The organism is Bacillus sp. TCT6 (assembly GCF_056033845.1).
Genome location: NZ_JBVYHX010000001.1, coordinates 1,586,346 through 1,612,148 on the forward strand (window position 1 = coordinate 1,586,346; position 25,803 = coordinate 1,612,148).

General features: G+C 34.2%; 25 protein-coding genes, 2 pseudogenes and 1 other annotated feature. Of the genes and pseudogenes, 21 read left to right on the top strand and 6 right to left on the bottom strand.

Features of this window, described 5'->3' with window-relative positions:
* Positions 1 to 97 precede the first annotated feature (97 nt).
* From AC0ONG_RS08080 to AC0ONG_RS08100, 5 genes are all read left to right on the top strand, one after another.
* Positions 98 to 2,659, top strand: a complete 2,562-nt coding sequence (locus tag AC0ONG_RS08080; protein ID WP_136996420.1) for a glycosyltransferase — start codon at positions 98 to 100, stop codon at positions 2,657 to 2,659.
* A gap of 19 nt (positions 2,660 to 2,678) precedes the next feature.
* Entirely contained in the window at positions 2,679 to 3,809 is a 1,131-nt protein-coding gene (locus AC0ONG_RS08085) for a DegT/DnrJ/EryC1/StrS aminotransferase family protein (protein WP_000427951.1), read from the top strand.
* Positions 3,802 to 4,368: an acyltransferase gene (locus AC0ONG_RS08090; protein WP_001084172.1), complete on the top strand. Its 567-nt coding sequence runs from the start codon at positions 3,802 to 3,804 to the stop codon at positions 4,366 to 4,368. The genes AC0ONG_RS08085 and AC0ONG_RS08090 overlap by 8 nt, the downstream gene beginning before the upstream one ends.
* Before the next feature lie 184 nt (positions 4,369 to 4,552).
* Positions 4,553 to 4,774 (top strand): hypothetical protein, encoded by a 222-nt coding sequence (locus tag AC0ONG_RS08095; RefSeq protein ID WP_000459099.1) that lies wholly within the window; start codon positions 4,553 to 4,555, stop codon positions 4,772 to 4,774.
* 90 nt (positions 4,775 to 4,864) lie between these two features.
* Positions 4,865 to 5,311: a DUF6376 family protein gene (locus tag AC0ONG_RS08100; RefSeq protein WP_063536124.1), complete on the top strand. Its 447-nt coding sequence runs from the start codon at positions 4,865 to 4,867 to the stop codon at positions 5,309 to 5,311.
* Between the two features lie 35 nt (positions 5,312 to 5,346).
* On the opposite strand, the gene AC0ONG_RS08105 is transcribed toward AC0ONG_RS08100, so the two are convergent.
* The 3 genes from AC0ONG_RS08105 to AC0ONG_RS08115 form a co-directional block, all read right to left on the bottom strand.
* Positions 5,347 to 5,685: an EamA family transporter gene (locus AC0ONG_RS08105; RefSeq protein ID WP_001089871.1), complete on the bottom strand. Its 339-nt coding sequence runs from the start codon at positions 5,683 to 5,685 to the stop codon at positions 5,347 to 5,349.
* Positions 5,678 to 6,019, bottom strand: coding sequence for an EamA family transporter (locus AC0ONG_RS08110; protein ID WP_000805128.1), 342 nt, complete (start codon positions 6,017 to 6,019; stop codon positions 5,678 to 5,680). Before AC0ONG_RS08110 ends, AC0ONG_RS08105 begins: the two co-directional genes overlap by 8 nt.
* 143 nt (positions 6,020 to 6,162) lie before the next feature.
* Positions 6,163 to 7,164, bottom strand: coding sequence for a S66 family peptidase (locus tag AC0ONG_RS08115; RefSeq protein ID WP_000926336.1), 1,002 nt, complete (start codon positions 7,162 to 7,164; stop codon positions 6,163 to 6,165).
* Positions 7,165 to 7,491: 327 nt separating this feature from the next.
* Between AC0ONG_RS08115 and AC0ONG_RS08120 the strand changes: the two genes are divergently transcribed.
* The gene (locus AC0ONG_RS08120; protein ID WP_001080883.1) at positions 7,492 to 8,445 is read left to right on the top strand and encodes a D-alanyl-D-alanine carboxypeptidase family protein; all 954 of its coding nucleotides are present in this window, start codon (positions 7,492 to 7,494) and stop codon (positions 8,443 to 8,445) included.
* Positions 8,446 to 8,691: 246 nt separating this feature from the next.
* A complete protein-coding gene (locus AC0ONG_RS08125; RefSeq protein WP_002083262.1) occupies positions 8,692 to 9,294 on the top strand; it encodes a nitroreductase family protein in 603 nt (200 codons plus the stop codon).
* A 42-nt stretch (positions 9,295 to 9,336) separates the two neighbouring features.
* Here the strand turns inward: AC0ONG_RS08125 and AC0ONG_RS08130 are convergent, their stop codons facing one another.
* Positions 9,337 to 9,507 (bottom strand): hypothetical protein, encoded by a 171-nt coding sequence (locus tag AC0ONG_RS08130; RefSeq protein WP_001215911.1) that lies wholly within the window; start codon positions 9,505 to 9,507, stop codon positions 9,337 to 9,339.
* 602 nt (positions 9,508 to 10,109) lie between these two features.
* Here AC0ONG_RS08130 and entFM point away from each other — a divergent pair.
* Positions 10,110 to 11,396, top strand: coding sequence for an enterotoxin EntFM (entFM, locus tag AC0ONG_RS08135; RefSeq protein WP_063675233.1), 1,287 nt, complete (start codon positions 10,110 to 10,112; stop codon positions 11,394 to 11,396).
* 99 nt (positions 11,397 to 11,495) lie between these two features.
* Here the strand turns inward: entFM and AC0ONG_RS08140 are convergent, their stop codons facing one another.
* Positions 11,496 to 12,260 carry an alpha/beta fold hydrolase gene (locus AC0ONG_RS08140; RefSeq protein WP_001194308.1) on the bottom strand — a complete coding sequence of 255 codons (765 nt, stop codon included), beginning with the start codon at positions 12,258 to 12,260 and terminating at the stop codon, positions 11,496 to 11,498.
* Positions 12,261 to 12,496: 236 nt separating this feature from the next.
* Here AC0ONG_RS08140 and AC0ONG_RS08145 point away from each other — a divergent pair, with 236 nt between their 5' ends.
* The 9 genes and pseudogenes from AC0ONG_RS08145 (at position 12,497) to AC0ONG_RS08185 (ending at position 20,312) form a co-directional block, all read left to right on the top strand.
* Positions 12,497 to 14,257: an ABC transporter ATP-binding protein gene (locus AC0ONG_RS08145; protein WP_000453881.1), complete on the top strand. Its 1,761-nt coding sequence runs from the start codon at positions 12,497 to 12,499 to the stop codon at positions 14,255 to 14,257.
* Positions 14,258 to 14,297: 40 nt separating this feature from the next.
* Entirely contained in the window at positions 14,298 to 14,975 is a 678-nt protein-coding gene (gene hitR, locus AC0ONG_RS08150) for an envelope stress response regulator transcription factor HitR (RefSeq protein WP_000612415.1), read from the top strand.
* Positions 14,972 to 16,045 carry an envelope stress sensor histidine kinase HitS gene (hitS, locus tag AC0ONG_RS08155; protein WP_017763041.1) on the top strand — a complete coding sequence of 358 codons (1,074 nt, stop codon included), beginning with the start codon at positions 14,972 to 14,974 and terminating at the stop codon, positions 16,043 to 16,045. Before hitR ends, hitS begins: the two co-directional genes overlap by 4 nt.
* A 227-nt stretch (positions 16,046 to 16,272) precedes the next feature.
* Positions 16,273 to 16,992 carry a 3-ketoacyl-ACP reductase gene (locus tag AC0ONG_RS08160; RefSeq protein WP_000818985.1) on the top strand — a complete coding sequence of 240 codons (720 nt, stop codon included), beginning with the start codon at positions 16,273 to 16,275 and terminating at the stop codon, positions 16,990 to 16,992.
* A gap of 147 nt (positions 16,993 to 17,139) precedes the next feature.
* Positions 17,140 to 17,541, top strand: a pseudogene (locus AC0ONG_RS08165) (O-methyltransferase); the annotation flags it as partial.
* 149 nt (positions 17,542 to 17,690) lie between these two features.
* A pseudogene (locus AC0ONG_RS08170) lies at positions 17,691 to 17,958 on the top strand (O-methyltransferase); the annotation flags it as partial.
* A gap of 129 nt (positions 17,959 to 18,087) precedes the next feature.
* The gene (locus AC0ONG_RS08175; protein WP_001258546.1) at positions 18,088 to 18,957 is read left to right on the top strand and encodes an aminoglycoside 6-adenylyltransferase; all 870 of its coding nucleotides are present in this window, start codon (positions 18,088 to 18,090) and stop codon (positions 18,955 to 18,957) included.
* A gap of 118 nt (positions 18,958 to 19,075) precedes the next feature.
* Positions 19,076 to 19,903 (top strand): peptidoglycan-N-acetylglucosamine deacetylase, encoded by an 828-nt coding sequence (locus AC0ONG_RS08180; protein ID WP_127725756.1) that lies wholly within the window; start codon positions 19,076 to 19,078, stop codon positions 19,901 to 19,903.
* A 70-nt stretch (positions 19,904 to 19,973) separates the two neighbouring features.
* A complete protein-coding gene (locus AC0ONG_RS08185) occupies positions 19,974 to 20,312 on the top strand; it encodes an SdpI family protein (RefSeq protein WP_025989011.1) in 339 nt (112 codons plus the stop codon).
* Between the two features lie 52 nt (positions 20,313 to 20,364).
* Here AC0ONG_RS08185 and AC0ONG_RS08190 read toward each other — a convergent pair whose 3' ends face one another.
* Entirely contained in the window at positions 20,365 to 20,973 is a 609-nt protein-coding gene (locus AC0ONG_RS08190) for an NUDIX hydrolase (RefSeq protein ID WP_000141355.1), read from the bottom strand.
* Between the two features lie 81 nt (positions 20,974 to 21,054).
* Between AC0ONG_RS08190 and AC0ONG_RS08195 the strand changes: the two genes are divergently transcribed.
* From AC0ONG_RS08195 to thrB, 4 genes are all read left to right on the top strand, one after another.
* The gene (locus AC0ONG_RS08195; protein ID WP_017763042.1) at positions 21,055 to 21,693 is read left to right on the top strand and encodes a pyridoxamine 5'-phosphate oxidase family protein; all 639 of its coding nucleotides are present in this window, start codon (positions 21,055 to 21,057) and stop codon (positions 21,691 to 21,693) included.
* Positions 21,694 to 22,076: 383 nt separating this feature from the next.
* Positions 22,077 to 22,308: a binding site (T-box leader), on the top strand.
* Positions 22,309 to 22,463: 155 nt separating this feature from the next.
* Positions 22,464 to 23,759 (top strand): homoserine dehydrogenase, encoded by a 1,296-nt coding sequence (locus tag AC0ONG_RS08200; RefSeq protein ID WP_127725757.1) that lies wholly within the window; start codon positions 22,464 to 22,466, stop codon positions 23,757 to 23,759.
* Positions 23,752 to 24,810 (top strand): threonine synthase, encoded by a 1,059-nt coding sequence (thrC, locus tag AC0ONG_RS08205; protein ID WP_000276427.1) that lies wholly within the window; start codon positions 23,752 to 23,754, stop codon positions 24,808 to 24,810. Before AC0ONG_RS08200 ends, thrC begins: the two co-directional genes overlap by 8 nt.
* Positions 24,807 to 25,700, top strand: a complete 894-nt coding sequence (gene thrB, locus AC0ONG_RS08210; protein WP_000612099.1) for a homoserine kinase — start codon at positions 24,807 to 24,809, stop codon at positions 25,698 to 25,700. The genes thrC and thrB overlap by 4 nt, the downstream gene beginning before the upstream one ends.
* The last annotated feature ends 103 nt before the right edge of the window (positions 25,701 to 25,803 follow it).

A 25,803-nucleotide genomic window follows, 5' to 3' on the forward strand; every position in this document is an offset into this window, starting at 1 on the left:
CATGTTTGCATAAAAGTATATAGGCTCCATACAGTTAAAGTAATGTGATTTTTGTGTCGCGTATATAAATAATATGCGAAGAGGTGAGAGAGTTAAAATGAGAAATCGTATTGAAAGAATTGAAGAGGTCGTAGAGCAACTTCCGTTGGTAAGTGTGTTAATTCCTACGTATAATCGTCCTCGCTACTTTGAAAAGGCGTTATGTAGTGTGTTAGAACAAACGTACCCTAATATAGAAATTATAGTTGGAGATGACAGCACGAATGACGAAACAGAAAAGGTGTTACAAAAATATTTATGTGATCATTTAAATATTATTTATATAAAAAACAGATCAACTCTCGGACAATTTGAAAATGCGCTAATGTTATTTCATGAAGCGAACGGTGAGTATATAAATTTTTTAATGGATGATGATATATTTCATGTGAATAAAATTGAAAAGATGATGAAGTATTTTTTCAATGATCTAGATAATGAAATTAAGCTAGTAACATCTCATCGTCAAGTAATTGATGATAAAGGGAAAGAACTACGACATATTTATTCAACTGTCCGTTTATTTGAAGAGGATACGATTATAGAGGGAATAGAATTAGGAAATAAGGTAATTGTGGATCAAAAAAATTATATTGGAGAACCAACAACAGTTTTATTTCGTAAAAATGATTTACAAGAACCGTATGGGATTTTTGATAAGAGGCGGTATTTATGTAATGTAGATATAGCTTCATGGTTATCTTTATTAAGTGAAGGAAAAGCAGTATATATAGCAGAGACACTTAGTTACTTTCGATTACATCCAGATCAACAGTTAAATGAATCTAATAAAATGATGGATGGGTTAGAAGATTTTTCACACAGTATTATAGCAGGAGAAAAATATGGTTTCTTATCCAACGAAAAAGAGTTAGACAAAGCGATAACTAATTTTCTGGATTATGCAAGAAGGATAGTTCCATCATCGATATTATATACATTAGACTACTATCAAAAAATTAGAGCGAAGAAAATAAACATAGAAAAGAAAAAACAACATATAAATAATAATTCTGCTTTACCGAAAGTAAGTATACTTATTCCTGCATACAATAGACCTTATTACTTGGAATTAGCGCTCAACAGTGCTCTGAATCAAACATATGAAAATATAGAAATTATTATTTCTGACGACAGTACAAATAATGAAGTCAATGTTATGATTCAACCGTACTTACGTGAATATGAGTGTATTACATATGTTAAAAATGAAACGCCATTAGTTGCTGAAAACTTTAATAAGTGTATAGAACTTGCGAATGGGGATTATATAAACTTTTTATTAGATGATGACTTATTTCATCATGAAAAGATCGAGAGAATGATGAAATACTTTTTGGCATTAGAAAACATTTCATTTGTGACGTCATATCGTGAACTGATTGATGAGAATGGAGAGATATTACCACCTTCAACATTGAATATGAAAATCGCGAAAGAAACAACACTTTTTGAAGGAAAAGAATTAGGGAATTATATGTTAAAAAACTTAAAAAATATAGTTGGTGAGCCGACAACTGTTTTGTTTAATCGGGATTTGTTTGAAGGTAAGTTTGGGTATTTTAAAGGAAAGGCTTATTCTGCTATTAATGATATTGCAACTTGGATAGATATGATGAGAAAAGGAAAAGTAGTTTATATACAAGAACCTCTTAGTTATTTTAGACAACATAGTGGACAAAATCAAAAACAAATGCATTTTATGTTAATGACAATTGAAGAGTGGATTGAATTAATTATAGATGCATATAATAGTGGATTTTTAAGTTCTGAAAGTGAGTATAAAGAGAGTTTATCTTATTGTTTAGAAAATGCGGGATTTATAGTTAAGGATGCAGTAAGAAACGGCGAAATAGATCAAATTTATAATGAAAAGATAAAAAAAGGGTTACACAAATTAGTTGCTCACATGTTTGAGAAAGAATTCTGTTATTGTCAATATTGCAATCAACAATTTGAAAAATTTTTACCTTGGCCAGCACATTATGATTTTCCGAAATATAAATTTGAGATGTGGAATAAAGATACAGGGATATGTCCAGTTTGTAATTCGATGGATCGTGAAAGATTGTATCGTACATACATTGAAACGGAAACAGACTTGTTAAATAGAAACTATACTATGCTTCATATTGCACCTGAAGCGAAGTTAAGAGATTGGTTTAACGAGTATAAAAATATTACGTACGTATGTGGTGACTTAGAACCAAAGGATCCATTAATGAAGGAAATTGATGTTACAAGGATTACATATGATAGTAATACCTTTGATGTAATATTATGTAGCCATGTGTTAGAACACGTTCCTGATGATGACAAAGCAATGCGAGAGTTATATAGAGTGTTAAAGCCAAATGGATGGGGAATTATTCAAGTACCAATCGTAATGAATGTAGATTTTATTGTAGAGAATGAATTAATTGTAACACCACAATTGAGGAAATTAGCTTTTGGTCAAGAAGATCATGTGAGAATTTATAATCAATCGGGATTTATTCAACGATTAATGAATGCAGGATTTAAGGTGGAATTATATAACATAGCGGAAAAACAAGGAATGAAAAGTGCTAGGAAATTTGGATTATCTGAAACAGATATGCTCTATATTGTCCGAAAATGATAGGAAGGAATAGATAGATATGGAGAATATTCCTTTTTTACGTGCTTCAACTGTACCTGTAATTGAGTATTTGGACGAATTGAAGGAAATTGATACATCTCACATATATACGAATTATGGACCTATAAATCAACGTTTTGAGGAAACAATTATGTCGGTATTTTTTCAAAACAGGGGAGCTGTTACAACAGTAGCAAACGCAACGTTAGGGTTAATGGCGGCTATTCAACTAAAGAAAAGAAGAAAGGGAAAGTATGCTCTCATGCCTAGCTTTACATTCCCTGCGACTGCCTTAGCCGCTATTTGGTGTGGATTGGAACCTTACTTTATTGATATTTCAATAGATGATTGGTATATGGATAAAACGGTACTTTTGGATAAGATAGAAGAATTAAAAGAAGAGGTTGCGATTGTTGTCCCGTACGCCACTTTTGGATCATGGATGAACTTAGAAGAATATGAAGAATTAGAGAAGAAGGGGATTCCGGTTGTCGTAGATGCGGCACCGGGATTTGGATTAATGAATAGAGGGATGCATTACGGTCAAGATTTTAGTGGAATGATCGTATATAGCTTTCATGCAACAAAGCCGTTCGGAATTGGTGAAGGAGGGCTCATATATAGTAAAAACGAAGAAGATATACAACGTATTAAAAGAATGGGGAATTTCGGATTTGATAAAAATCGTGAATGCACGATGATGGGGTTTAATTGTAAAATGTCTGAATACGCAGCAGCTATTGGGATTGCGACTATAAAAAAGTGGGATCAAAAATTAAAAGAACGCACCCGTATTTCTGAATGGTATAAACAGTTGTTACAAAATACTGGGTTAATGAAAAAAGGGTGGAAAGTCCAAAAGACAGAAGCAGTTATTCACCAATTTATGCCTATCATTTGTCCAGAAGAAGTTCGCAACATACAAGTAATAGAAGAACTGAAAAAACAGAAAATAGAAGCTAGATTATACTTTTCACCATCTTGCCACCAACAAGTTCTTTTTAAAAACTATAAGTCTACAGATTTAACAAAAACGAATAAAATAGCTAAACGAATCGTAAGTTTACCTTTATGGGAAGGAATGACGAAAGAACTAGTAGAGCAAATTGTAATCTGTTTAGAGCAGAAGGTGGTGTTGGTAGATGAATAGTTTTTATAGTCAAGAAGAACTAAAGAAAATTGGGTTTTTATCTGTTGGGAAAAATGTATTGATTAGTAAAAAAGCAAGTATATATAATCCGGGTGCTATATCAATTGGTAATCATGTAAGAATTGATGATTTTTGCATTTTAAGTGGCAAAATCACAATTGGAAGTTATTCGCACATATCAGCGTATACAGCGTTATATGGAGGGGAAGTTGGGATTGAAATGCATGATTTTGCAAACATCTCAGCTAAAACAATTGTATATGCAGTACTTGATGATTTCAGTGGAAATACATTAATGGGGCCAACCGTCCCGAATCAATATAGGGATGTGAAAGCAGAAAAAGTTATTTTAAAAAAACATGTGATTATTGGTGCTAATTCTATTGTTTTTCCAAATGTAACTGTAGGAGAAGGTACGGCAGTCGGCGCGATGAGTATGGTAAAAGAGAGTTTAGATGATTGGTATATTTACGCTGGAGTTCCCGTAAGGAAAGTAAAACCTCGTCAAAAAAAGATGCTAGAGTTAGAAATTGATTTTTTAAAAAGCATTCATTCTTAACAAAAAAGAATGAATGCTTTTTATTTTTATCCCGCTATTTGCCGGTAAAGATTCGACTGGTGAGGGCTAATTAAAGTTTCACTTTATGATAGAGCAGAGTGTATCTTAACTTATTATGTTTTAAATTTTGCTGACCAAGGCAATACTGAGCCATAGTGAATGTAAAGTTGGAGGGCGAGCGTATATGTTTGATGAGGATGGGATTGTATTAATTATGGAACCAGCTGATGAAAGAAACTTGAGGAGATTTATTTTTTCAGTGCCAAAGTCAGTGTATGAAAAGAAGGGGCTTACATTACACTATGGAACAGCTATAGGACAAGGATATATGGATATAATTGAAGATATTATAAGCGTACATATAGAAATAGATGTTGTAACGATAATAGGGCATGTAAGAGGATAAATAGCTATTTGAAAAAGGTTATAAACAATTTAGCTAGAAGTTATGTATAGAGAAAACTACAGACAATTATAAAGACGAAGGGAGTCTAAAATGAAAATAAAATCAATTTTATTAGTATTTATAGTTTCAATTGGTTTAATGGGATGTTCAATAGTGGAGGAAGGAAAGAACTCGATAGATTATGCTCAAAAGGCGACAGACTATGTAAATGAAATAAGTGCATTTGCAAATGATGCACCAGCATTAGCAGAAAAGGCCGTTAATGATAGTGAGGCTCGAAAAGAATTAGAAACGAAGCTTAGTGAAATTAAACAAGATATACCCACATTCAATGAATTAACGCCACCTGATGTAGCAAAGGATCTTCATCAACAAATCGTCGGATATAACGAAAAGTTAAATACGTTAATTGATACGGCGATGACAAAGATAGAAGAAGGGAAAGTGGATGTAGAGCAATTTAAAAACTCAGAGCTTATGCAGACGGTAGATCAAGTTCGAGATTTGAAAGATAAGGTGCAAAATTTAGGTCAATAGTAAAAAGCTCCGTTTGTGATAAACGGAGCTTTTTACTATTGGATACAATAAACGATTACACCAAAGATAATAATCATGTTACCGATGAGTTTACGTTTCGTTATTTTTTCCCCTAGGAAATACCAACCGAAAATTAATATGATGATATAACTTAAGGATTCTAATGCTGATGCTTGTTTTAATTCCATGCCCTTCATGGCGATTACATTTAATCCAGCGTTAAGTACAAATAAAGAGTAGCCGATAATAACATAAGGATTCACATATTCTTTTATTCTAGAATCGTATTGTTGTAAAGTAGCTTTTTTTAATAATATTTGTGAGTAATTAGCTAAAATTATCCCGAAAATAAATAATAACATATAACTATTCATCTTTTGTCACCACCACAATTCCGACGATAATAATAGCTGCACCAAGTAAATGATTCCACTGAATCGTATCTCCAAATAGAAATACTGACCAAAGCATTGACCATAGTATAATAATCCCGCGATGTGAATATGCTTTTGAAATTTCGAAATGTTTAATTACTTGTTGCCATAAAATTGCATATCCGAATAAAAGTACAACTAGTCCGAAATAAGCAATAAAAAATGAGATTGAAGCAATTGGAAATTGAGCTGCCCATTTCATGTAAACCATAATGATAGAATATATCAAAAAAGCTACATGTAAAAATACATAATTTTTAATAGTTGGTTTCATTTATTCACTCTCTTTTGCATATAAATATATATTTATACCTAATTTTTCTAATGATAGATATTGGAACGTATTTTGTTTAATCTTTCACATTCCAAAGTATATAGTATCATGGCTTTTATTGTAAAACAATAGAAGCCATGCATTCATTTTTTCCAAGGTTCTACAATATGTATCGTTTTATTTGTTGCATCTAACTCTACTTGAACACCGATAGGCATGGTAATCATTGGATGTGTATGACAACAATCGAAGTCGGCTAGAAAAGGAATTCTTTGATTTTGAAGTACTTCTAATAGTATTTCAAAAGGTTTTCGATTTGTACCACAATCATCAAATTGCTCATGTTTTCCAAGAATGATACCTGAAATTTTATCGAATACACCGTTAATTTTAAGGAATGAAAAGCTTCTTTCGATAGTAGCTGCATCTTTTGAACTGTCCTCAATAAAGAGAATATCGCCCTCTTGAATATGTGGCATATAGGGGCTACCAAAAATTCCTTGTATCGTGTTTAAATTCCCGCCAATAATACGCCCAGTAGCTTTTCCATCAATTACTGAAATCCAATTGTTTGGTCGAAGTTCTTTCTCCTTCGTCTTTTTTTCCCAATTAATAAATTCATCTGACCAAAATAATGGTTGTTTTATATGATAAGGAAGAGATTGATCATGTAGTAAAGTTTCTGCAAAATATTTGTATGTGCAATTAACAAAAGGTTCAAATTCGCCAAAGGAAGGGACGAGAGCTGGCCCATAAAATGTAGGAATTCCTGTTTTAACATAAATTCCTAGTAATAAAGCAGTTGCATCTGAATATCCAATCATTATTTTAGGGTTATTTAGAAAAGCATCATAATCAATATAAGGTAATAGTGAATTTGAATTCATCCCACCAATTGTTGACATAATACAAGAAATATTAGGATTTCTTATCAAGGCATTTAGTTCCTCAGCGCGCTCTTGTATACTACCAGAACGATAAAAATCATATCGACCTGTTAATGAACCTTCTAATATATGAAACCCTTTCTGTTGTAAGTAAGATTTTGCTCGTTCAAATCTTTTTAGAGAAGTGTAAGTTACTGGTGAAGAAGGGGAATAGATCCCAATTGTGTCTCCGTATTGCAATGATTTTGGAAGTAGCATTTGAATGAATCCCTTCTATTAAATAGTTTATCCCGCTATTTGCTGTGCAGTAAGATCCCCACCTCAAAATTCAGTGAAAGCGAAGAAGTTAGGTGGGGGGCGGGCTGCCCGTAAAAGCCCGATTGGTGGGGCTGATTAAAGTTTCCTTTATTTACGAGAATTTATTATTGAATATTCTTACGTTTCAATATTGTAAGTTTACCATAAATAAATTAAAATAATCATTGCTGTATATGAATAAACATACCTTTTTGCCTTGACTGTATAAAGGAATTGTTGTTAAGGTTAAATGTGAGTGTATAAAAGGTTTGCTAAAGGAGTTTTGAAATGAATCGGTTAAAATGGGGAAGGATGACAGTCCTATTAGTCATTATTTTAGGGGTATGTTGGTTCTTATTCCAAGGAAATCAAAAGAGCGTAGCAAATGTAGAGGGACAACCTTTGCAAGTGGCAGAACTACCTAAAGCAGGATTTTCTGAAAAAGTAGTCCCGCCAAAGTACATCCCACCAGAAATTAATGCAAAAGCAGCTATGATTATCGATGCGAGTGATGGAGATATTATTTATCAATATAATGAAAATGAAGCTTTTGCACCGGCTAGTATGTCTAAGATGATGACAGCGTATCTCCTACTAGAGAGTATACATAACGGGAAAGTTCGCTGGGAAGATCCAGTTAAAATGAGTGCGAAGGCGGCACAAACAGAGGGAGCGAGAATCCCAGTACAAGTTAATGACACATTAACTGTTAAAGATTTATATCATGCATTAATGATTGAGTCAGCTAATAATTCAGCTGTGGCTTTAGCAGAACATATGGCAAAATCGGAGAAAGATTTCGTTCAGCTTATGGATGCAAAAGCGAAACAGTTAAAAATGTCGGAACATGCTAAATTTGCAAATGCTTCTGGATTACAAGAGCCAGATGGAAGTGAAACAAAAATGACGGCTGCTGATGTAGCACAATTGGCGTATCATCTTATAAAAGATTATCCGGAAATATTAGAAGTGACTCACTTACGCCAAAGTCAGCTAGCATTTAATAATATTAATGTTATAAGCACAAACGACATGTTAAACAAAAATAATAAAAGTTTATATATAGAAGGAATGGACGGACTAAAGACTGGATTTACAGATAGTGCAGGATACTGTTTTACTGGGACTGCCAAGCAAGGTGATAACAGAATTATTACAGTAGTCATGGGGACCTCAAGTAAAACAAAACGTTTTACAGAGACGAATAAGTTAATGTCGTATGCATTTGGATTAGTTAATTAAGTAAGTAAAATACCAATCTAGATCGCTACATAAGTAAGGCTGTTTGTTGTTACTAATTTTAGATAACAATAAACAGTCTTTTTATTTTAACTTTAAAAAGGCAAAAGATTCTAAATACAAGTGTTATCATTTGAGTTTATTTGTTGCTGTGATATTATAAAGTTATAAGCTTATTAATAATAAGTTTGAGGGGCGTAATATGATGTATACATATGAAATAGCCTCAATTGAAAATTGGAGGGAATTATGATGGCAAAAGATTTTTACTCAGCAATTGAAGATAGAAGATCTATTTATGCAATTAGTAAAGAGCAAGTAGTTTCTGATGAGAAAATTCAAGAAGTGATTTATCATGCTGTAAAACATACACCTTCAGCTTTTAATTCTCAAAGTGCTCGTGTTGTTGTTTTATTAGGAGAACAACATGATAAATTATGGGATATTACGAAAGAAACGTTAAGAAAAATTGTACCTGAAAATAACTTTGCACCTACTGAAGAAAAAATGAATGCATTTAAAAGTGGTTATGGGACGGTTTTATATTTTGAAGACAGTGAAGTAGTGGAAGGCCTTCAAGCAAACTTTGCATTATATAAAGATAATTTCCCAACTTGGTCTCAGCAATCATCAGGAATGTTACAATTTGCAATTTGGACAGCTTTAGAAATTGAAGGGTTTGGTGCTACGTTACAGCATTACAATCCGCTAATTGATGAAGAAGTGAGAAAAGAGTGGGATGTTCCAGGAAATTGGAAACTCACTGCGCAAATGCCATTTGGTAAACCGGTAGTACAGGCTGGTGAAAAAGAATTCCAATCGTTAGAAAACCGTGTAAAAATTTATAAATAATTTGATAAAAGGTGAACAGGAATATAACCTGTTCGCCTTTTTTTATAAGTAATAAGGTTTTTTTTGTCCTTCATTTTTTATCTGATTTTTCAATTCATCTTTACGTGTTTCAACAACTGATATTTTTTGTAATGTTATCATTGAAACGAATTGAATAAAAGCATAGTACAGCTCTATATTTTTTTGTATAGGATCATCTATTATATGTCTCACAAATATGCCTCCTCTTTTTATTAGGATATGTATATAATACTATGGTTATCCTATAAATTCTATAATCAGAAAAAGAGAACAATTGGTATAGTGTGTGCTTTCTTTAAAGGAGAAATGGTTTTTATAAAATAAATCTTACAATTCGTCAAATTATTTCAAAATTGTAGATAGTATAGAAAATTAGTTTTCTAAAAATATTATACTATTGATTAATAGAGTGATTTTTGTCATGATGAAAGTATACTTTATGTAAGGAGCTTTATAAGGAAATACATAATGTAGTTTGTATTAGGTTAATAGAATTTTTCATAGAAGATAGAAAAGGGATATTTTATATTGAGATATTAAATGAAATGTCGAATTTTTATGCGATATACAAGAAATTTGAAAAAATCATTGCAAAAACACTATGTTTAATGATAAAGTTCACATGAAGTTCACACGGATTTCACTTTGTTCATTTAAAATGAACTCTGTGTGAAAAATAAAACTCTTGCTAAAAAATGGAACTGGATGAATATTTTACTTTGATAATATTGTAAAGTATTAAAGTTTTAAGTTTTTTTTAAGAGGATAGTAGGGAAAGGAAGTAAAGACAACTTATGAAAAAAGTAATTGCAGGTTTAGCAGCAGCTTCTGTAGCTGGCGTTGCAGTTCCAGGAATGGATTCTGCTCATGCACAAGTTTCAAATGAAGCGCTAAAAGAAATTAATGGACAAACTCAAACTCAAACGACTGTAACTGAAACAAAAACTGTAGAAACAACTTCTGAATTAAAATACACAGTAACTGCTGATGTATTAAATGTTCGTTCAGGTGCTGGTACAGGACATAACGTTATTTCTAAAGTAAAATCAGGCCAAGTGCTACAAGTAGTTGGACAAGAAAATGGTTGGTTCAAAGTAAACGTAAATGGTCAAACAGGTTATGTAAGTGGTGACTTCGTAACGACTGGTGGCAAAACAGGAACGACTGTTCAACAAGGAACAGGTACTTACACAGTAAACGTTTCTTCACTTAACGTACGTACAGGCCCAAGTACATCTCATACAGTATTAGGTTCTGTAAACAAAGGTAAAACAGTACAAGTTGTAGGTGAAGTACAAGATTGGTTTAAAATCAACTTCAATGGTGGAACTGGATACGTAAGCAAAGACTTCGTAACAAAAGGTGGTTCTGCTGTATCTAACGAAACACAACAACCAACTACAAACAACAATACTACAACAGTTCAAACTGGTGGTTCTTATGTTGTTAACACTGGTGCTTTAAAAGTACGTACAGGCCCAGCTACATACAACGCTGTAATCGGTGGAGTAACAAATGGTAAAGTATTAAACGTTACTGGCGCTGAAAATGGTTGGTACAAAATTAACCATAACGGCCGCACAGGTTACGTAAGTGCAGACTTCGTTAAGTTTGTAAAAGGCGGAGTAAATAACGTTACAAATAACAATAACAATAACGTTACAAATAACGTTCAACAACCAGGTAAAGACGTACAAAAACCAACAACAGGTGGAGATACATCTTCAATCGCTGGATTCGCTAGATCTTTAAATGGTTCACCATACAGAACTGCTGGTACAACACCTGCTGGTTTTGACTGCAGTGGATTCATTCACTACGTATTAAATCAAACTGGTCATAAAGGCGCTCGTCAAACAGTTGCTGGATACTGGAGCTCTAAAACAAAAACTAGCAATCCACAACCAGGTGATTTAGTATACTTCCAAAATACTTATAAATCAGGTCCTTCTCACATGGGTGTTTACTTAGGAAACGGTCAGTTCATTAGTGCAGAAACAGATGCAACTGGTGTACGTATTAGTTCTGTAAGTAACTCTTACTGGAGCAAGCACATTTTAGGTTACACAAAAGCATACTAAGAAAAAGTAGTTTTATATACTTTTCGTATAGAGAAAAGGCTTTCCAAGGAAACTTGGGAAGCCTTTTTATAGTTGAATAAATTGGAAGTTTAATAGTTTTTATTTTAACTTTCCATTTAAAAATCGATCATATAAGTCGTGGAAATAGTTAGGACGAAATAAGTTCGCTGCATGTCCTGCTAAAGGTATTTCCTTGTATAGAACGTTAGGTAAAATAGATTTCAAATCAAATAGACAAGATTTATAGAGATGATCATGCTCTCCCATTACCCATAGTATAGGGTGAGGGAGTGATTTTAATTTAGATTTTAAATCGAATTCTAACCGATGTCGTAATGACTGGGCAATTATGGATGAATGTAATTGTAATCCGAAACGGTAGTAAATATTTCTTGAAATGACTGCGAATGGATTTGCTTTTAGTATACCACTTGGAAAAATAGTATTTGCGTATTGAGAGAGCCATTTAGAGTATTCATCTCCTCGCTTCTCCCAAAAATTTTGAAATACATTATATAAACGAGAAGGGTTATTGTAATGTCCTCCAATATGACAAATACTTAATACTTTTTCTGGATGCATTTGTGCAAAAATTGTAGAGATGTAACAGCCGTAACTTAGTGCACAAATATGAGCTTTTTTAATATTTTCTTGTTCATATAAGTTTAATAATTGATCTACGAGGCGCTGTAATGAAAAGTCGATTGCTTCTCCTTTATCATCACCGTGACCTAATAAGTCATAAGTTATAATGTTGTAGGAGGCAGAAAATCGTTTTTGCTCCTTTTTGAAGGCGCGACGATTACCAACTAACCCATGAATAAAAATAATTGTTTCCTTTTCAGAATGTATATTTGTTTGCAAAAAGGATACTCCTTTCACTAACTGGAGATTTATATCGTGTTGTAAATTATTTATAATTTACATAGAATAATATTAAGTACCAGGTAATAATATCAGATGTTTATATCTGTTGTAAAGATGAGTTTTTATGTATATTTTGTAAAAATAGAAAAAGTGTGTTTACATTCAGTTTACATTTGTATCGTATTCTAATTTTAGAAAGAACAGATTTGTTTAACACGAGGAGATGAACAGGAATGGAAGTTAGAAATGAAATGAAGAAAAAAGGGAGTTGGAGGCAGTTTTTACGCCTTATTCAAGATACAAATCCTCCGAAAGGAATTTTAGTTTTTGCATTATTAATGAGTTTGCTTTCTACGGGAGCGAGTTTATTTATTCCCATGCTAACAAAAGGATTAGTAGATAATTTTTCGCTTTCTTCAATTAGTGCAGGACAAATTGTTGGGTTAGTTGCTTTCTTTGTAATGCAAACTATTGCGGCAGGGTTATCTATATATTTACTAAATTATATTGGGCAGAAGATTGTAGCGGGACTAAGAGAACGTTTGTGGAAAAAGGTACTTATCTTGCCGGTATCTTATTACGATCAAAATAGAACAGGTGATACGATTAGCCGTATGACGAATGATACAGGTGTTGTGAAAACGTTAATTTCTGAGCATTTGTCAAACTTATTAACAGGTGGTATTTCAATTGTTGGATCGTTAATTGTATTATTTGTTTTAGATTGGAAAATGACTGCGTTACTTTTAACGGTTATTCCGTTGTCTGTATTAATTTTAGTTCCACTTGGACGAAAAATGTATAAGATTTCAAAAGCGCTTCAAGATGAAACGGCATCTTTTACAAGTGTGTTAACGCAAGTGTTATCGGAAATTCGTTTAGTGAAATCTTCAAATACAGAAAAAAGAGAATATGAAACGGGTAATACAGGTATACAAAAGTTATTACAATTTGGTTTGAAAGAAGGAAAAGTGCAAGCATTAATTTCGCCAGTTATGTCGTTTGTTTTAATGGCACTACTTGTTATTATCGTAGGATATGGCGGGATGCGAGTTTCTAGCGGTGCATTAACAACTGGTGAACTTGTAGCGTTTATTTTGTATTTAGTTCAAATTATAATGCCGATGAGTCAATTATCTATGTTCTTTACACAATTTCAAAAGGCAATCGGTGCAACGGAAAGAATTAGTACGATTTTAGAATATGAAGTAGAAGATCATGAAACTGGTGTGAAAGTGGCAAATGCTAAGCAGCCGATCGTTCTTGAAAATGTACATTTTGAGTATAACGAAGAAGAGCAAGTTTTGAAAAATATTGATTTCATAATTGAATCTGGAAAAGTGACAGCGATTGTAGGACCAAGTGGTAGTGGGAAAACAACGTTATTCTCATTACTGGAACGTTTTTATGAGCCAACTAGTGGTGCCATTAAATTAGGAAAAGAATCAATTACGAGTTATTCATTACAGTCATGGCGACGTCAAATCGGTTACGTATCACAAGATAGTCCGTTAATCGATGGAACGATTCGTGATAATATTTGTTACGGTGTTGAAGGCGAAGTAACGGATGAAGAAATTGAAAAAGTAGCAGCAATGGCATATGTTGATGCATTTATTCATGACTTACCAAACGGTTATGCAACAGAAGTTGGAGAACGCGGTGTGAAGCTTTCTGGTGGACAAAGACAGCGAATTGCCATTGCCCGAGCGTTACTTCGAAATCCGCAAATTCTTATGCTAGATGAGGCAACTTCAAGCTTAGATAGTAAATCTGAGTCTGTCGTTCAAAAAGCGTTAAATAACTTAATGAAAGGCAGAACAACGTTAGTGATTGCGCATAGACTTTCTACTGTTGTAGATGCAGATAAAATTATCTTTATTGAGAAAGGGAATCTTACAGGTAGTGGTACGCATGATGAATTATTACAGACGCATGATATGTATCGTGAGTTTGCAACGCAACAATTGAAAATTAAAGAGGGTGCATTTTAAAAAAATATATTAGATGCTAAGTAGAAAGGAAATGGTTCCTTTGATACCTAAAATTTTAATAGTAGACGACGATCCACACATTAGGGAACTCGTTTCTGTATTTTTAGAACGAGAAGGTTTTCAAACATATGAGGCAATTGATGGAGTAGATGCACTTCGGAAAATGGATGACGTAAAAGTCGATATGGTTATTCTTGATATCATGATGCCAAATATGGATGGATTTGATGTATGTTTTGAATTAAGAAAATACTATGATATCCCGGTTCTGATGCTAACTGCCAAAGGGGAAACATCACAAAAAGTAAAAGGATTTCACCTTGGGACAGATGATTATCTTGTAAAGCCATTTGACCCTATAGAACTAGTAGTGAGAGTAAAGGCATTATTGAAACGTTACCAAATTACAGTTTCACAATCGATTCAAGTTGGAAATGTATTATTAAATCGTAAAACATTCGAAGTTACATCTGGAGAACAAACGGTTACGTTACCGTTAAAAGAATTTGAGCTGCTCTTTACTTTAGGGTCTAAATCGGGAAGAACTTGTTCGAGAGAGCAATTAATTGAAGAAATATGGGGATATGATTTTGAAGGGAATGAACGTACACTAGACGTTCATATTAATCGGTTACGTGAGAAGTTTCAAGAAGAGCAGTCGAAATTTAGTATTAAAACGATAAGAGGATTAGGGTATCGCTTAGAGGTAAGTAAATGAGAAAAAGAAAACGAATGAGTAAGTTGAAGATGTTGAAAGTATTTGGAGCGGTATTAGCGCTCTTTTCTTTTCTTACTATCATTTGGTCTATCGCATTTTATGTAGCAACTAGTTTATTGAATGCTTTTGACGTAAACGTATCGCCGTTTGTTGCCTTTCTAATTAGTGATATGGTCGGTTTTGTATTTATTATTCTTATTTGGACATTAATTGGAATATTAATGAGGCCAAAACGAGAGGCAATGATTTGGACTATTATTGAACCGATACAAAAAATTGCAAAAGGAGACTTCTCCGTAAAAATACGAAATGAAGAAAAGTATGATGGAGAAATTGGCGTGCTCGTAAAAAGTATAAATGATATGACAGATGAACTGAATACGATGGAGAAAATGAGACAAGAATTTGTATCAAATGTTTCTCATGAAATACAGTCACCATTAACTTCTATAAAAGGATTTGCTAGAGCACTACAAGACGATAATCTTTCTGAGGAAAAAAGAAAGCATTATCTTACCATTATTGAAACTGAAACAACGAGATTATCTAAACTAAGTCAAAATTTACTAAAGCTAACTCTTTTAGAATCCGAAGAGTATACACCAGAAAGAGTGAGCTATAGATTAGATCAACAGTTAAAGCAAATTGTGTTAAATAGTGAACCACTCTGGGCTGAAAAAGAAATTGAATTAGATCTTGATTTAGAGAAAGTCCATGTAACTGCAGACCAAGAAAGTATGAGTCAAGTGTGGATTAATTTAATTCATAATAGCATTAAATTTACTCCAAGCGGTGGTACAATTACTATTCAGTTAAAGGAACATGAGACAGTAGTGGAAGTGCGTATCTGTGATTCAGGAATTGGTATATCAGAAGAACAGAAACAACATATTTTTGAGCGTTTTTATAAAGCGGATTCTTCACGAAATCGTGCCTATGGAGGAAGTGGCTTAGGTTTAGCTATTGTAAAGAAAGTACTCGACCTTCATCAAGGAGAGATAAAAGTGGAGAGTGAGGAAGGAAAAGGTACTGAATTTATTGTGCGTATTCCTAATTATGAAGAAAAATAGTGTAGTGATAAAGAACCATTTTTTATTTCATACGCAGACACTCTTTTATGAGGAGGGTGTCTTTATTTTGCATGAATAATGATAAATACGTGCAATGAATGCATAGTAATTTTCTATAGTTACCTACAAGTAACCTACGCACATGAAAGTGCATCATTGCCTTTTTACATAAACATAGATACAATTTTAATATAATACATAACTGAGATGATTAAGGAGTGTTATACTTGGCAGAATTATTACAAGGCAAAAATGCTTTAATTACAGGAGCAGGTAGAGGGATTGGTCGCGCTGTCGCAATTGCATTAGCGAAAGAAGGCGTAAATGTAGGCCTATTAGCTCGTTCAGAAGAAAACTTAAAAGCTGTAGCGAAAGAAGTAGAAGCAGAAGGCGTAAAAGCTGTTATTGCAACTGCTGATGTTTCTTCATACGAAGAAGTGACTACTGCGATTGAAACGTTAAAAAATGGTTTAGGATCTATCGATATTTTAATTAATAACGCTGGTATTTCTAAGTTTGGTAAGTTTTTAGAACTAGACGTTGCTGATTGGGAAAAAATCATTCAAGTAAACTTAATGGGTGTATACTATGCAACTCGTGCTGCTTTACCGAGCATGATTGAACAACAATCTGGTGATATCATTAACATTTCATCTACAGCAGGACAAAAAGGTGCACCTGTAACAAGTGCATATAGTGCTTCTAAATTTGGTGTTCTTGGTTTAACTGAATCGTTAGCGATGGAAGTTCGTAAGCATAACATTCGTGTAACAGCTTTAACACCAAGTACAGTAGCAACTGATATGGCTGTAGATTTAGGATTAACTGATGGAAACCCTGATAAAGTAATGCAAGCAGAAGATATTGCAGAATTTATCGTAGCGCAGCTAAAATTAAATAAACGTACATTTATTAAATCTGCTGGGCTTTGGTCTACTAATCCATAGGAATTAAATTTAACTTTAAAAGAAGGGATATCTATTCTGTAAGGGGGAGATGTCCCTTCTTTATTTTTTGTATTTGAGACAGAATTTTCGGTATAATTAAAAGTGAATGGTAGAAAGCGTTGGGAAATTGAAAGGGATGGTATTTACATGAGTACAATTGAGAAATGGACGGCTGTTGATCAATATATGAGTGATGTATTAATACCGAAAGATTCTACATTAGAAAGGGTCCTTCAAGCGAATGCTGCAGCTAATTTACCGGCACATGATGTATCGCCAACGCAAGGGAAGTTTTTACAACTATTAGTACAAATTCAAGGAGCCCGAAACATTTTGGAAATTGGTACTCCAGGCGGATATAGCACGATATGGATTGCAAGGGGCTTACCATCTGGAGGCCAAGTTGTTACATTGGAAGCAAATGAAAAACATGCAGAAATTGCACGTAGCAATATTGAACGTGCTAATTTGAATGATAAAATTGAAATACGAACAGGATTAGCGTTAGATTCTTTACAACAAATAGAAAACGAGAAGTATGAACCGTTTGATTTTATCCCGCATTAACGGGCAGTAAGACTCCCACCTCAAAGGTCGGCTGGAGCAAAGAAGTTAGGTGGGAGATCAACTGCCCGTAAACGCCCGATTGGTTCAACTAATAATCAGTGGGGATGTCCCCCCACTGATTAAAGTTTCACTTTATTTTCATAGATGCTGATAAACAAAATAATCCGACTTATTTTTGAATGGGCACTGAAACTATCACGCCCTGGTACCGTAATTATTGGAGATAATGTAGTACGTGAAGGAGAAGTTATTAATGATACTAGTAACGATCCTCGTGTACAAGGGATACGTCGTTTCTATGAATTAATAGCTGCAGAGCCACGTGTTAGTGCTACAGCGCTTCAAACTGTCGGAAGTAAGGGATACGATGGATTTGTAATGGCAATCGTAAAAGAATGATGTAAGGAGACAGGTGGAATGAAAAAGATGTTTGAAAAATTATAACATGTATCGTGTATAACGAGATTAGCTCGTGGCCCTCCAGTATAGCACTATATTATATATTAAAAAATTGGAGGTTGTGAGTAGATGAGAACTGAAAAAGAAATGTTAGACGTAATTATAAATACAGCAATAGAGGATGAAAGAATTCGAGCAGTTATCATGAATGGATCGCGTGTAAATCCAAATGTGAAAAGAGATTGTTTTCAAGACTATGATATTATGTATGTTGTAAATGATATACAATCTTTTACGTCTAATCATAATTGGGTTCATAGATTTGGAGAAATAATGATAGTACAAATGCCAGAAGAAATGTCGTTAGTTCAACCAGATGAAGATGGAAAGTTTCCGTATTTAATGCAGTTCATGGATGGGAATCGGATTGATTTAACGCTAGTTCCAGTTGAGTTAATAAAAAAGTTCGTTGGACAAGATAGTTTAAGTAAACTGCTTCTTGATAAAGATAATTGTCTGGAAGAATTCCCACCAGCAAGTGATAAAGATTACTTAGTAAAAAAGCCTACAGAAAAAGAGTTTTTAGATTGTTGTAATGAATTTTGGTGGTGTAGTACGAATATCGCAAAAGGGTTATGGCGAGAGGAACTTTCTTATGCAAAAGGAATGCTTGAAGGACCAGTGCGAGATATGTTCATCGTAATGCTAGAATGGTATATTGGTATGAAAACAGACTTTACAGTTAATACAGGGAAGTTTGGAAAGCATTTCGAGCAATATATTGAAGAAGATATGTGGGAGCAATTTAAAAGGACATTTTCTAATGCAGAATATGAAAATATATGGGAGTCATTCTTTGTTATGGGTGATTTATTTAGAGAAGTGGCGAACGAAATTGCTAACACATATGAATATCAATATCCGCAAGATGATGATAAAGTGACGAACTATTTAAAACATGTGAAAGCTTTGCCAAAAGATAGTACATCAATTTATTAATAATATAAAGCAGTAAGACTGTCCTAATTAAGGACAGTCTTATTTTTGTTTATGAATAACAATTTCTCTAACAAAGTGCAGATGAATCACATATGAAAATTTAGGGAGGTTTTTTATCATGTATTATTTTTATTCGCCAGAAATGTTTGCTCCATATCAATGGGGACTAGAACGAGATGTTTCGTATGCTTATATGCCATATAACTCACTTTATTATGGAGAATATATAAGCGCATTGCCATACGCATATATCCCTCAAAGCTATGAAGTACAAATGAAAGTAGATGATCGTGGATCGTGGACACCATTTTCATGGGTTGAAAAATATGCGTACGCATTTTCAGGACCGTATAATAAAGCGGAAGTAGCTCTTACATTTGATGATGGACCAGATTCAGAATTCACGCCAAAAATATTAGATAAGTTAAAACAACATAATGTAAAAGCTACTTTTTTCTTACTTGGTGAAAACGCAGAAAAATTTCCGAACGTAGTAAAGCGTATTGCAAATGAAGGGCATGTAATTGGTAATCATACGTATAGTCATCCAAATTTAGCGAAAGTAAATGAGGATGAGTACCGTAATCAAATTATAAAAACAGAAGAAATATTAAATCGTTTAGCTGGTTATGCACCAAAGTTTATACGTCCGCCATACGGTGAAATACTTGAAAATCAATTGAAGTGGGCGACAGAGCAAAATTTTATGATTGTACAGTGGAGTGTTGATACAGTTGATTGGAAAGGTGTAAGCGCTGATACGATTACAAATAATGTATTAGGGAATTCATTTCCAGGAAGTGTCATCCTTCAACATTCAACACCAGGTGTGCATCTACAAGGATCTGTAGATGCACTAGACAAAATCATTCCGCAGTTAAAAACGAAAGGGGCACGTTTTGTAACACTTCCGAGTATGTTCCAGACATCAAAAGAAAGAAATTGAATGTGTTATAAATTGGAAAAAAAGGGGTCGTGTCGTATAATGAGGGTGTAAGTTAGGGGGGGTATAATTGATCTATGCATTAGTAAACGTAGGAATAAGCATATTGATCGGTGTTATATTTATACTTGCTGCAATTATCCTTCAAAAAAATCCACCAACGGATATTAACGCAGCATATGGTTATCGTACGAAACGATCCATGAAAAATAAGGAATTATGGGATGCGGGTAATAGGTATAGTGCAGAAGTGATGAAGCAAAACGGATTCATCATGATGTTAATTGGAAGTATTATTAGTATACTGTTTAGATATCCACATACAACAGCAGTGATTATGGCGGTCATGGTATTGTTAATCATTCACTTATTTAGGCGAGTAGAGAAGAGATTAAAGACAATTGAACAATGATGATAAGGAAAATAGGACTCTCAGTCAACGATAGATAGGAGTCCTATTATATTTACAAACTATTATTTTTTAGTAGTTCTTTTCCTTGTTCAACAACAAATTCATAGTATGCAAGATCATACGGATAAATATCTTCAAATGTTATCGTAATCGGTTTATTGTTTAGGACTGAAATCGTCGTTAAAGATGAAATCTCTCCTTTTAATAGTTGTAGAAAAGGAGTTGTATGTACTTTCATCACATCGTCTACTTCTTCACCTGGTGCGAATGGAAGTGGATTGTTGACATTGTGAAAATACATATGACAAAATTCACGATCAGTAAGATTTGAAATTTCATAATCTATTTTAAAGATGCCTTTGTATATTAAATCAGTAGTTTGAAAGGAAAGCCCCAATTCTTCTTCGATTTCACGAAGGCCACCAATTTGTACATCTTCATCATGCATAATATGTCCAGCTGAAGTAATATCCCATATACATGGAGCTTCTTTTTTATTTTTAGAGCGTAATTGGAAATATAAGAACATATCTTCATTATCTTTTTCTACAAACCAACAATGAAATGTTTCGTGCCAATCACCGTCACGATGCACTTCGTCACGTAATTTCTTCCCAAGTGTATTTCTTTCAGGATCAAATATTGTTAACCACTCTGTCATTTTAATTCCCCTTTCTGCAAATTTTATTATACAATATTTGTATTGAATTTTGGGAAAATAAAGAAAAAGGAGTGGTTATAAGTGGAGATAGAGCGTATGGAAATAAAATCGATTATTTCAACAGAGGAAGAGTTACGGAAAATATTGGGGCAACCAAGTGAGCGAGCATTGAAAAAAGTTATTTCATCATTAGACCACCATTGCATAGATTTTCTTTCTAAATCTCCTTTTCTAGTATTATCTACTGCAAATAAGTTGGGGGAGTGTGACGCCTCGCCGAGAGGAGACGCACCTGGATTTGTTTACATATTAAATAATAGTAAAATTATTATTCCGGAAAGACCAGGAAACCGCCGTATAGACTCCATTTTGAATATTATTTCCAATCCAAGTGTAGGATTAATCTTTTTTATTCCAGGTCTTGGGGAGACACTCAGAATAAATGGCCGAGCGTATATTACAAACGACGAAGAAGTTTTGAAAGAAATGCAGGCGAATGGACGTAATCCATTGCTTGGAATTGTTGTTGAAATAGAAGAGTGTTATATTCATTGTGCAAAAGCTTTTATTCGTTCTAAGATGTGGGATCCAGAATCTTGGTTAAATAAAAAAGAGTTACCTTCAGCAGCAAAAATGTTACTGGAGCATGCGAAAGTGAATACTTCAGAAGAAGATGTTGCACGTTCTTTAGAAGAAAGTTATACAAAAAGATTGTATTAAAAATTTTATTGATATAGTTTTGTGGAGCGGATATGTACGGGTTTTAGAATGGGGAATTTATCCCGCATTAACGGGCAGTAAGACCCCTACCTTAAAATTCAGCGTAAGTAAAGAAGTTAGGTGGGTATCAACTGCCCGTAAAAGCCCGATTGGTTCAACTAATAATCAGTGGGGATGAACAAAATCCCCACTGATTAAAGTTTCACTTTATATATGAACCGTTGATTTATAAACTGGAGAAATAACAAAATAGGTAAATTGAGTGGCGGTTGCATAATGCTATTGTAAAATATAATAAAAAAAGTTTTTGAAAATAGTTAGTAAAAATAGGCTTGCTTTTTAAAAAGTTGATAACTATAATAAGTTAACAAATAGACATGAACGAAAAAGTAACGATAAGGACATGGAATCATTTTTACGGTTTACAGAGAGGGAAGCCAAGGGTGTGAGCTTCCTAACACGAGAAATGATTTTACCACCTTTGAACTTCAATAGTGAACGAGTAATCTAGTAATTATTGACGGAATCAGCCGTTATCTGAACTTGAGCAATCTAGAAGGAGATACGTCTAGATTGGAACAAGGGTGGAACCACGAAAACACATTCGTCCCTTTCCTAGGGATGAGTGTGTTTTTTTATTACTTTGAAAGGAGGTGCTTGTAACATGAAACAATTTGTACGTACGGAAATAACCACCACCTGCATGGCCAAAGAGCAGAATAAGGTGATTTATAGGTGTAACAATTAAACTTTTAGGAGGAGATTAGAAGATGAATAACGTTATAAATGTTGGGGTATTAGGTTTAGGTACGGTCGGAAGTGGTGTTGTTCATATTTTGAAAGAACATTATAAAAAAATCGCTCTTGATACAGGATACGAAGTGAAAGCGAAAACAGTCGTTGTACGTGATTTAGAAAAAGAACGCGATGTTTGTATTGATGGAATTGCAGTAACAAGCCATGTAGATGAAGTTCTAAATGATTCGAATATTGATATTGTAGTAGAGGTAATGGGTGGAATTGAAGAAGCAAAACAGCATATTGTTAAGGCTTTACGAAATAAGAAACATGTCGTAACAGCAAATAAAGATTTAATGGCTGTATACGGTGCAGAGCTTCTCAAATTAGCGAACGAAAATGATTGTGATCTATGTTATGAAGCAAGTGTAGCGGGTGGTATTCCAGTGTTAAGAGGATTAACTGACGGGCTAGCATCAGATCAAATTGAAAAAATAATGGGAATTGTAAATGGTACAACAAATTATATGTTAACAAAAATGAGTCAAAATGGGTGGTCTTATGAAGAGGCTTTACAGGAAGCGCAAAAATTAGGTTTTGCAGAATCGGATCCGACAGCAGATGTAGATGGACTAGATGCGGCGAGAAAGGTAGCAATTCTTGCAAACTTAGGTTTTTCGATGAATGTTTCATTAGATGATGTGCAAGTAAGAGGGATTCGAAAGGTCGAAAAAGAAGATTTACAAATAGCTGAAAAGTTAGGATTTACTATGAAGTTAATTGGTAAGGCAGAAAAACAAGGACCAGCCATTCATTTAAGTGTAGAACCGACGCTTTTACCGAGACGGCATCCATTATCGAATGTAAATAATGAATTTAATGCAGTATATGTTCATGGTCAAGCGGTAGGAGAAGTAATGTTTTACGGACCTGGAGCTGGAAAGTTGCCAACTGGTTCTGCCGTAGTAAGTGATATTATTTCCATCGTTAAAAATATGAATCAAGTTCCGAAAAATAAAAGTGCATTAAAAGAACCAGTTCCTTATGAATTACAAGGTGATGAAGAAGTAGTTTCGAAATATTTCTTGCGTATTTCATTACGAGATGAGCCTGGGATGTTGCAAAAAATAACAGAATGTTTCGTTAATTACTCTGTAAGTTTAAAAGAAGTTATTCAATTACCTTTAAACCGTGAACTGGCAGAAGTTGTTGTTGTGACACATCGAACTTCCAAGTATCAATTCGAACGAGTTTTAGGAGCGATAGAAGCTGTCGCAAGTGAAATAAACAGTTACTACATTATTGAGGAGGAAAAACAATATGTATAAAGGACTATTAAAACAGTATGCTTCTTATTTACCGGTGAATGAAAAAACACCTGATGTGAGCTTAATGGAAGGAAACACACCTCTTATTCCGTTATTAAATATATCAAAGCAATTAGGGGTTCAGCTATATGGTAAGTACGAAGGAGCGAATCCGACAGGTTCTTTTAAAGATCGTGGTATGGTGATGGCAGTTGCTAAGGCGAAAGAAGAAGGTTCAGAAGCAATCATTTGTGCATCAACAGGTAATACATCAGCATCAGCTGCAGCATATGCGGCACGTCTTGGGATGAAATGTATAATCGTCATACCTGAAGGAAAGATTGCACATGGGAAATTAGCGCAAGCGGTCGCTTATGGAGCTGAAATTATTTCAATAGAAGGGAATTTCGATGATGCACTTAAGGCTGTAAGAAATATTGCTGCAGAAGAGCCGATTACGTTAGTAAACTCAGTAAATCCTTATCGAATTGAGGGGCAAAAAACGGCAGCATTTGAAATTTGTGACCAATTGCAAAATGCACCAGATGTTCTAGCTATCCCTGTTGGGAACGCAGGAAATATTACAGCATATTGGAAAGGTTTCTGTGAATATGAGAAAGAAAAAGGTTATAAGAAGCCAAGAATTCATGGCTTTGAAGCGGAAGGAGCAGCTGCAATTGTAAAAGGGCATGTAATTGAAGAGCCTGAAACAATTGCAACAGCGATTCGAATCGGTAACCCGGCAAGTTGGTCATACGCAGTAGAGGCTGCTGAGCAGTCTCACGGTGAAATAGATATGGTATCAGATGAAGAAATTTTACATGCGTATAGGTTATTGGCAAAAACTGAAGGAGTTTTCGCTGAACCGGGATCAAATGCTTCATTAGCCGGCGTAATTAAACATGTTGAATCTGGAAAAATCAAAAAGGGAGAAACAGTTGTTGCAGTATTAACTGGAAATGGTTTGAAGGATCCTGATATCGCTATTTCTTCAAATCAACTAGACATCGCAAGTGTGTCAAATGATATAGAACAAATTAAAGATCATATTAAAGGGGTGATTATGTCGTGATACCATTTAGCGTTCGTGTCCCTGCTAGTACGGCGAATGTTGGTCCTGGATTTGATTCAGTTGGAATAGCTTTGTCATTGTATTTAGATGTGGTGGTTAAAGAAAAAGCTGATAAATGGCAAGTAATCCATTCCTTTGAAGAATCAATTCCGACAGACGATAAAAATTTAATCGTTAGCACGGCATGTAAAGTATGTCCTTCTATATCACCCCATATAATAGAAGTTACTAGCAATATCCCATTAACGAGAGGGCTAGGAAGTAGTGCATCAGCGATTGTAGCTGGGATAGAGCTTGCGAATCAACTAGGTGATTTGAACTTAACTGCTGATCAAAAAGTTCAAATTGCTACAAATTTTGAAGGACATCCTGATAATGTTGCTGCTTCTATATTAGGTGGAACTGTAATCGGAGCACTTGATGGAAAGGATATTTCCGTCGTAAGAATTGAGAGCAAGGAATTAGGGGTAATTTCTCTTATTCCGAATGAAGAATTAAATACAGATGAAAGTCGATCTGTATTACCAAAGATGTTTCCGTTTCATGAGGCAGTTAAAGCTAGTGCGATAAGTAACGTATTAGTAGCTGCATTATGTCAAAAGCGGTGGGAAGTTGTAGGTGAAATGATGGAGAGAGACCATTTTCACGAGCCATATCGTTTAGAACTCGTACCGTTATTACCATCTATTCGTAAATGCGCAAAAGAATTTGGTGCGTACGGCACAGCACTTAGCGGTGCGGGACCATCTATTTTTATATTAACGCCATATGAGAAACGTCAAGAAATCGCTGAGCAATTAGCGAGAGTATTTACAGATATGAAAGTATGTGAGCTTGAAATCGACCATAAAGGTATTATTGTAAATAAGGAAGAGCATATTGGATTATAAAGAAAGCTGGCATGGCTAGCTTTCTTTACGTTGCAAACCTATTTTAAATTGGGTTTTTTCGGAAAAAAATATAAAACAAATGTTGATTTTGAATAATGTAAGT

Excerpts from the sequence above, each read along its gene's own strand:
- AC0ONG_RS08080 (WP_136996420.1), top strand. The coding sequence starts at position 98 with ATGAGAAATCGTATTGAAAGAATTGAAGAGGTCGTAGAGCAACTTCCG.
- AC0ONG_RS08175 (WP_001258546.1), top strand. The coding sequence starts at position 18,088 with ATGAGAACTGAAAAAGAAATGTTAGACGTAATTATAAATACAGCAATA.
- AC0ONG_RS08115 (WP_000926336.1), bottom strand. The coding sequence starts at position 7,164 with ATGCTACTTCCAAAATCATTGCAATACGGAGACACAATTGGGATCTAT.
- AC0ONG_RS08200 (WP_127725757.1), top strand. The coding sequence starts at position 22,464 with ATGAATAACGTTATAAATGTTGGGGTATTAGGTTTAGGTACGGTCGGA.
- AC0ONG_RS08125 (WP_002083262.1), top strand. The coding sequence starts at position 8,692 with ATGATGGCAAAAGATTTTTACTCAGCAATTGAAGATAGAAGATCTATT.
- AC0ONG_RS08120 (WP_001080883.1), top strand. The coding sequence starts at position 7,492 with ATGAATCGGTTAAAATGGGGAAGGATGACAGTCCTATTAGTCATTATT.
- thrC (WP_000276427.1), top strand. The coding sequence starts at position 23,752 with ATGTATAAAGGACTATTAAAACAGTATGCTTCTTATTTACCGGTGAAT.
- AC0ONG_RS08095 (WP_000459099.1), top strand. The coding sequence starts at position 4,553 with ATGTTTGATGAGGATGGGATTGTATTAATTATGGAACCAGCTGATGAA.
- AC0ONG_RS08100 (WP_063536124.1), top strand. The coding sequence starts at position 4,865 with ATGAAAATAAAATCAATTTTATTAGTATTTATAGTTTCAATTGGTTTA.
- AC0ONG_RS08110 (WP_000805128.1), bottom strand. The coding sequence starts at position 6,019 with ATGAAACCAACTATTAAAAATTATGTATTTTTACATGTAGCTTTTTTG.
- AC0ONG_RS08145 (WP_000453881.1), top strand. The coding sequence starts at position 12,497 with ATGGAAGTTAGAAATGAAATGAAGAAAAAAGGGAGTTGGAGGCAGTTT.
- AC0ONG_RS08105 (WP_001089871.1), bottom strand. The coding sequence starts at position 5,685 with ATGAATAGTTATATGTTATTATTTATTTTCGGGATAATTTTAGCTAAT.
- AC0ONG_RS08085 (WP_000427951.1), top strand. The coding sequence starts at position 2,679 with ATGGAGAATATTCCTTTTTTACGTGCTTCAACTGTACCTGTAATTGAG.
- AC0ONG_RS08180 (WP_127725756.1), top strand. The coding sequence starts at position 19,076 with ATGTATTATTTTTATTCGCCAGAAATGTTTGCTCCATATCAATGGGGA.
- AC0ONG_RS08190 (WP_000141355.1), bottom strand. The coding sequence starts at position 20,973 with ATGACAGAGTGGTTAACAATATTTGATCCTGAAAGAAATACACTTGGG.
- entFM (WP_063675233.1), top strand. The coding sequence starts at position 10,110 with ATGAAAAAAGTAATTGCAGGTTTAGCAGCAGCTTCTGTAGCTGGCGTT.
- hitS (WP_017763041.1), top strand. The coding sequence starts at position 14,972 with ATGAGAAAAAGAAAACGAATGAGTAAGTTGAAGATGTTGAAAGTATTT.
- AC0ONG_RS08090 (WP_001084172.1), top strand. The coding sequence starts at position 3,802 with ATGAATAGTTTTTATAGTCAAGAAGAACTAAAGAAAATTGGGTTTTTA.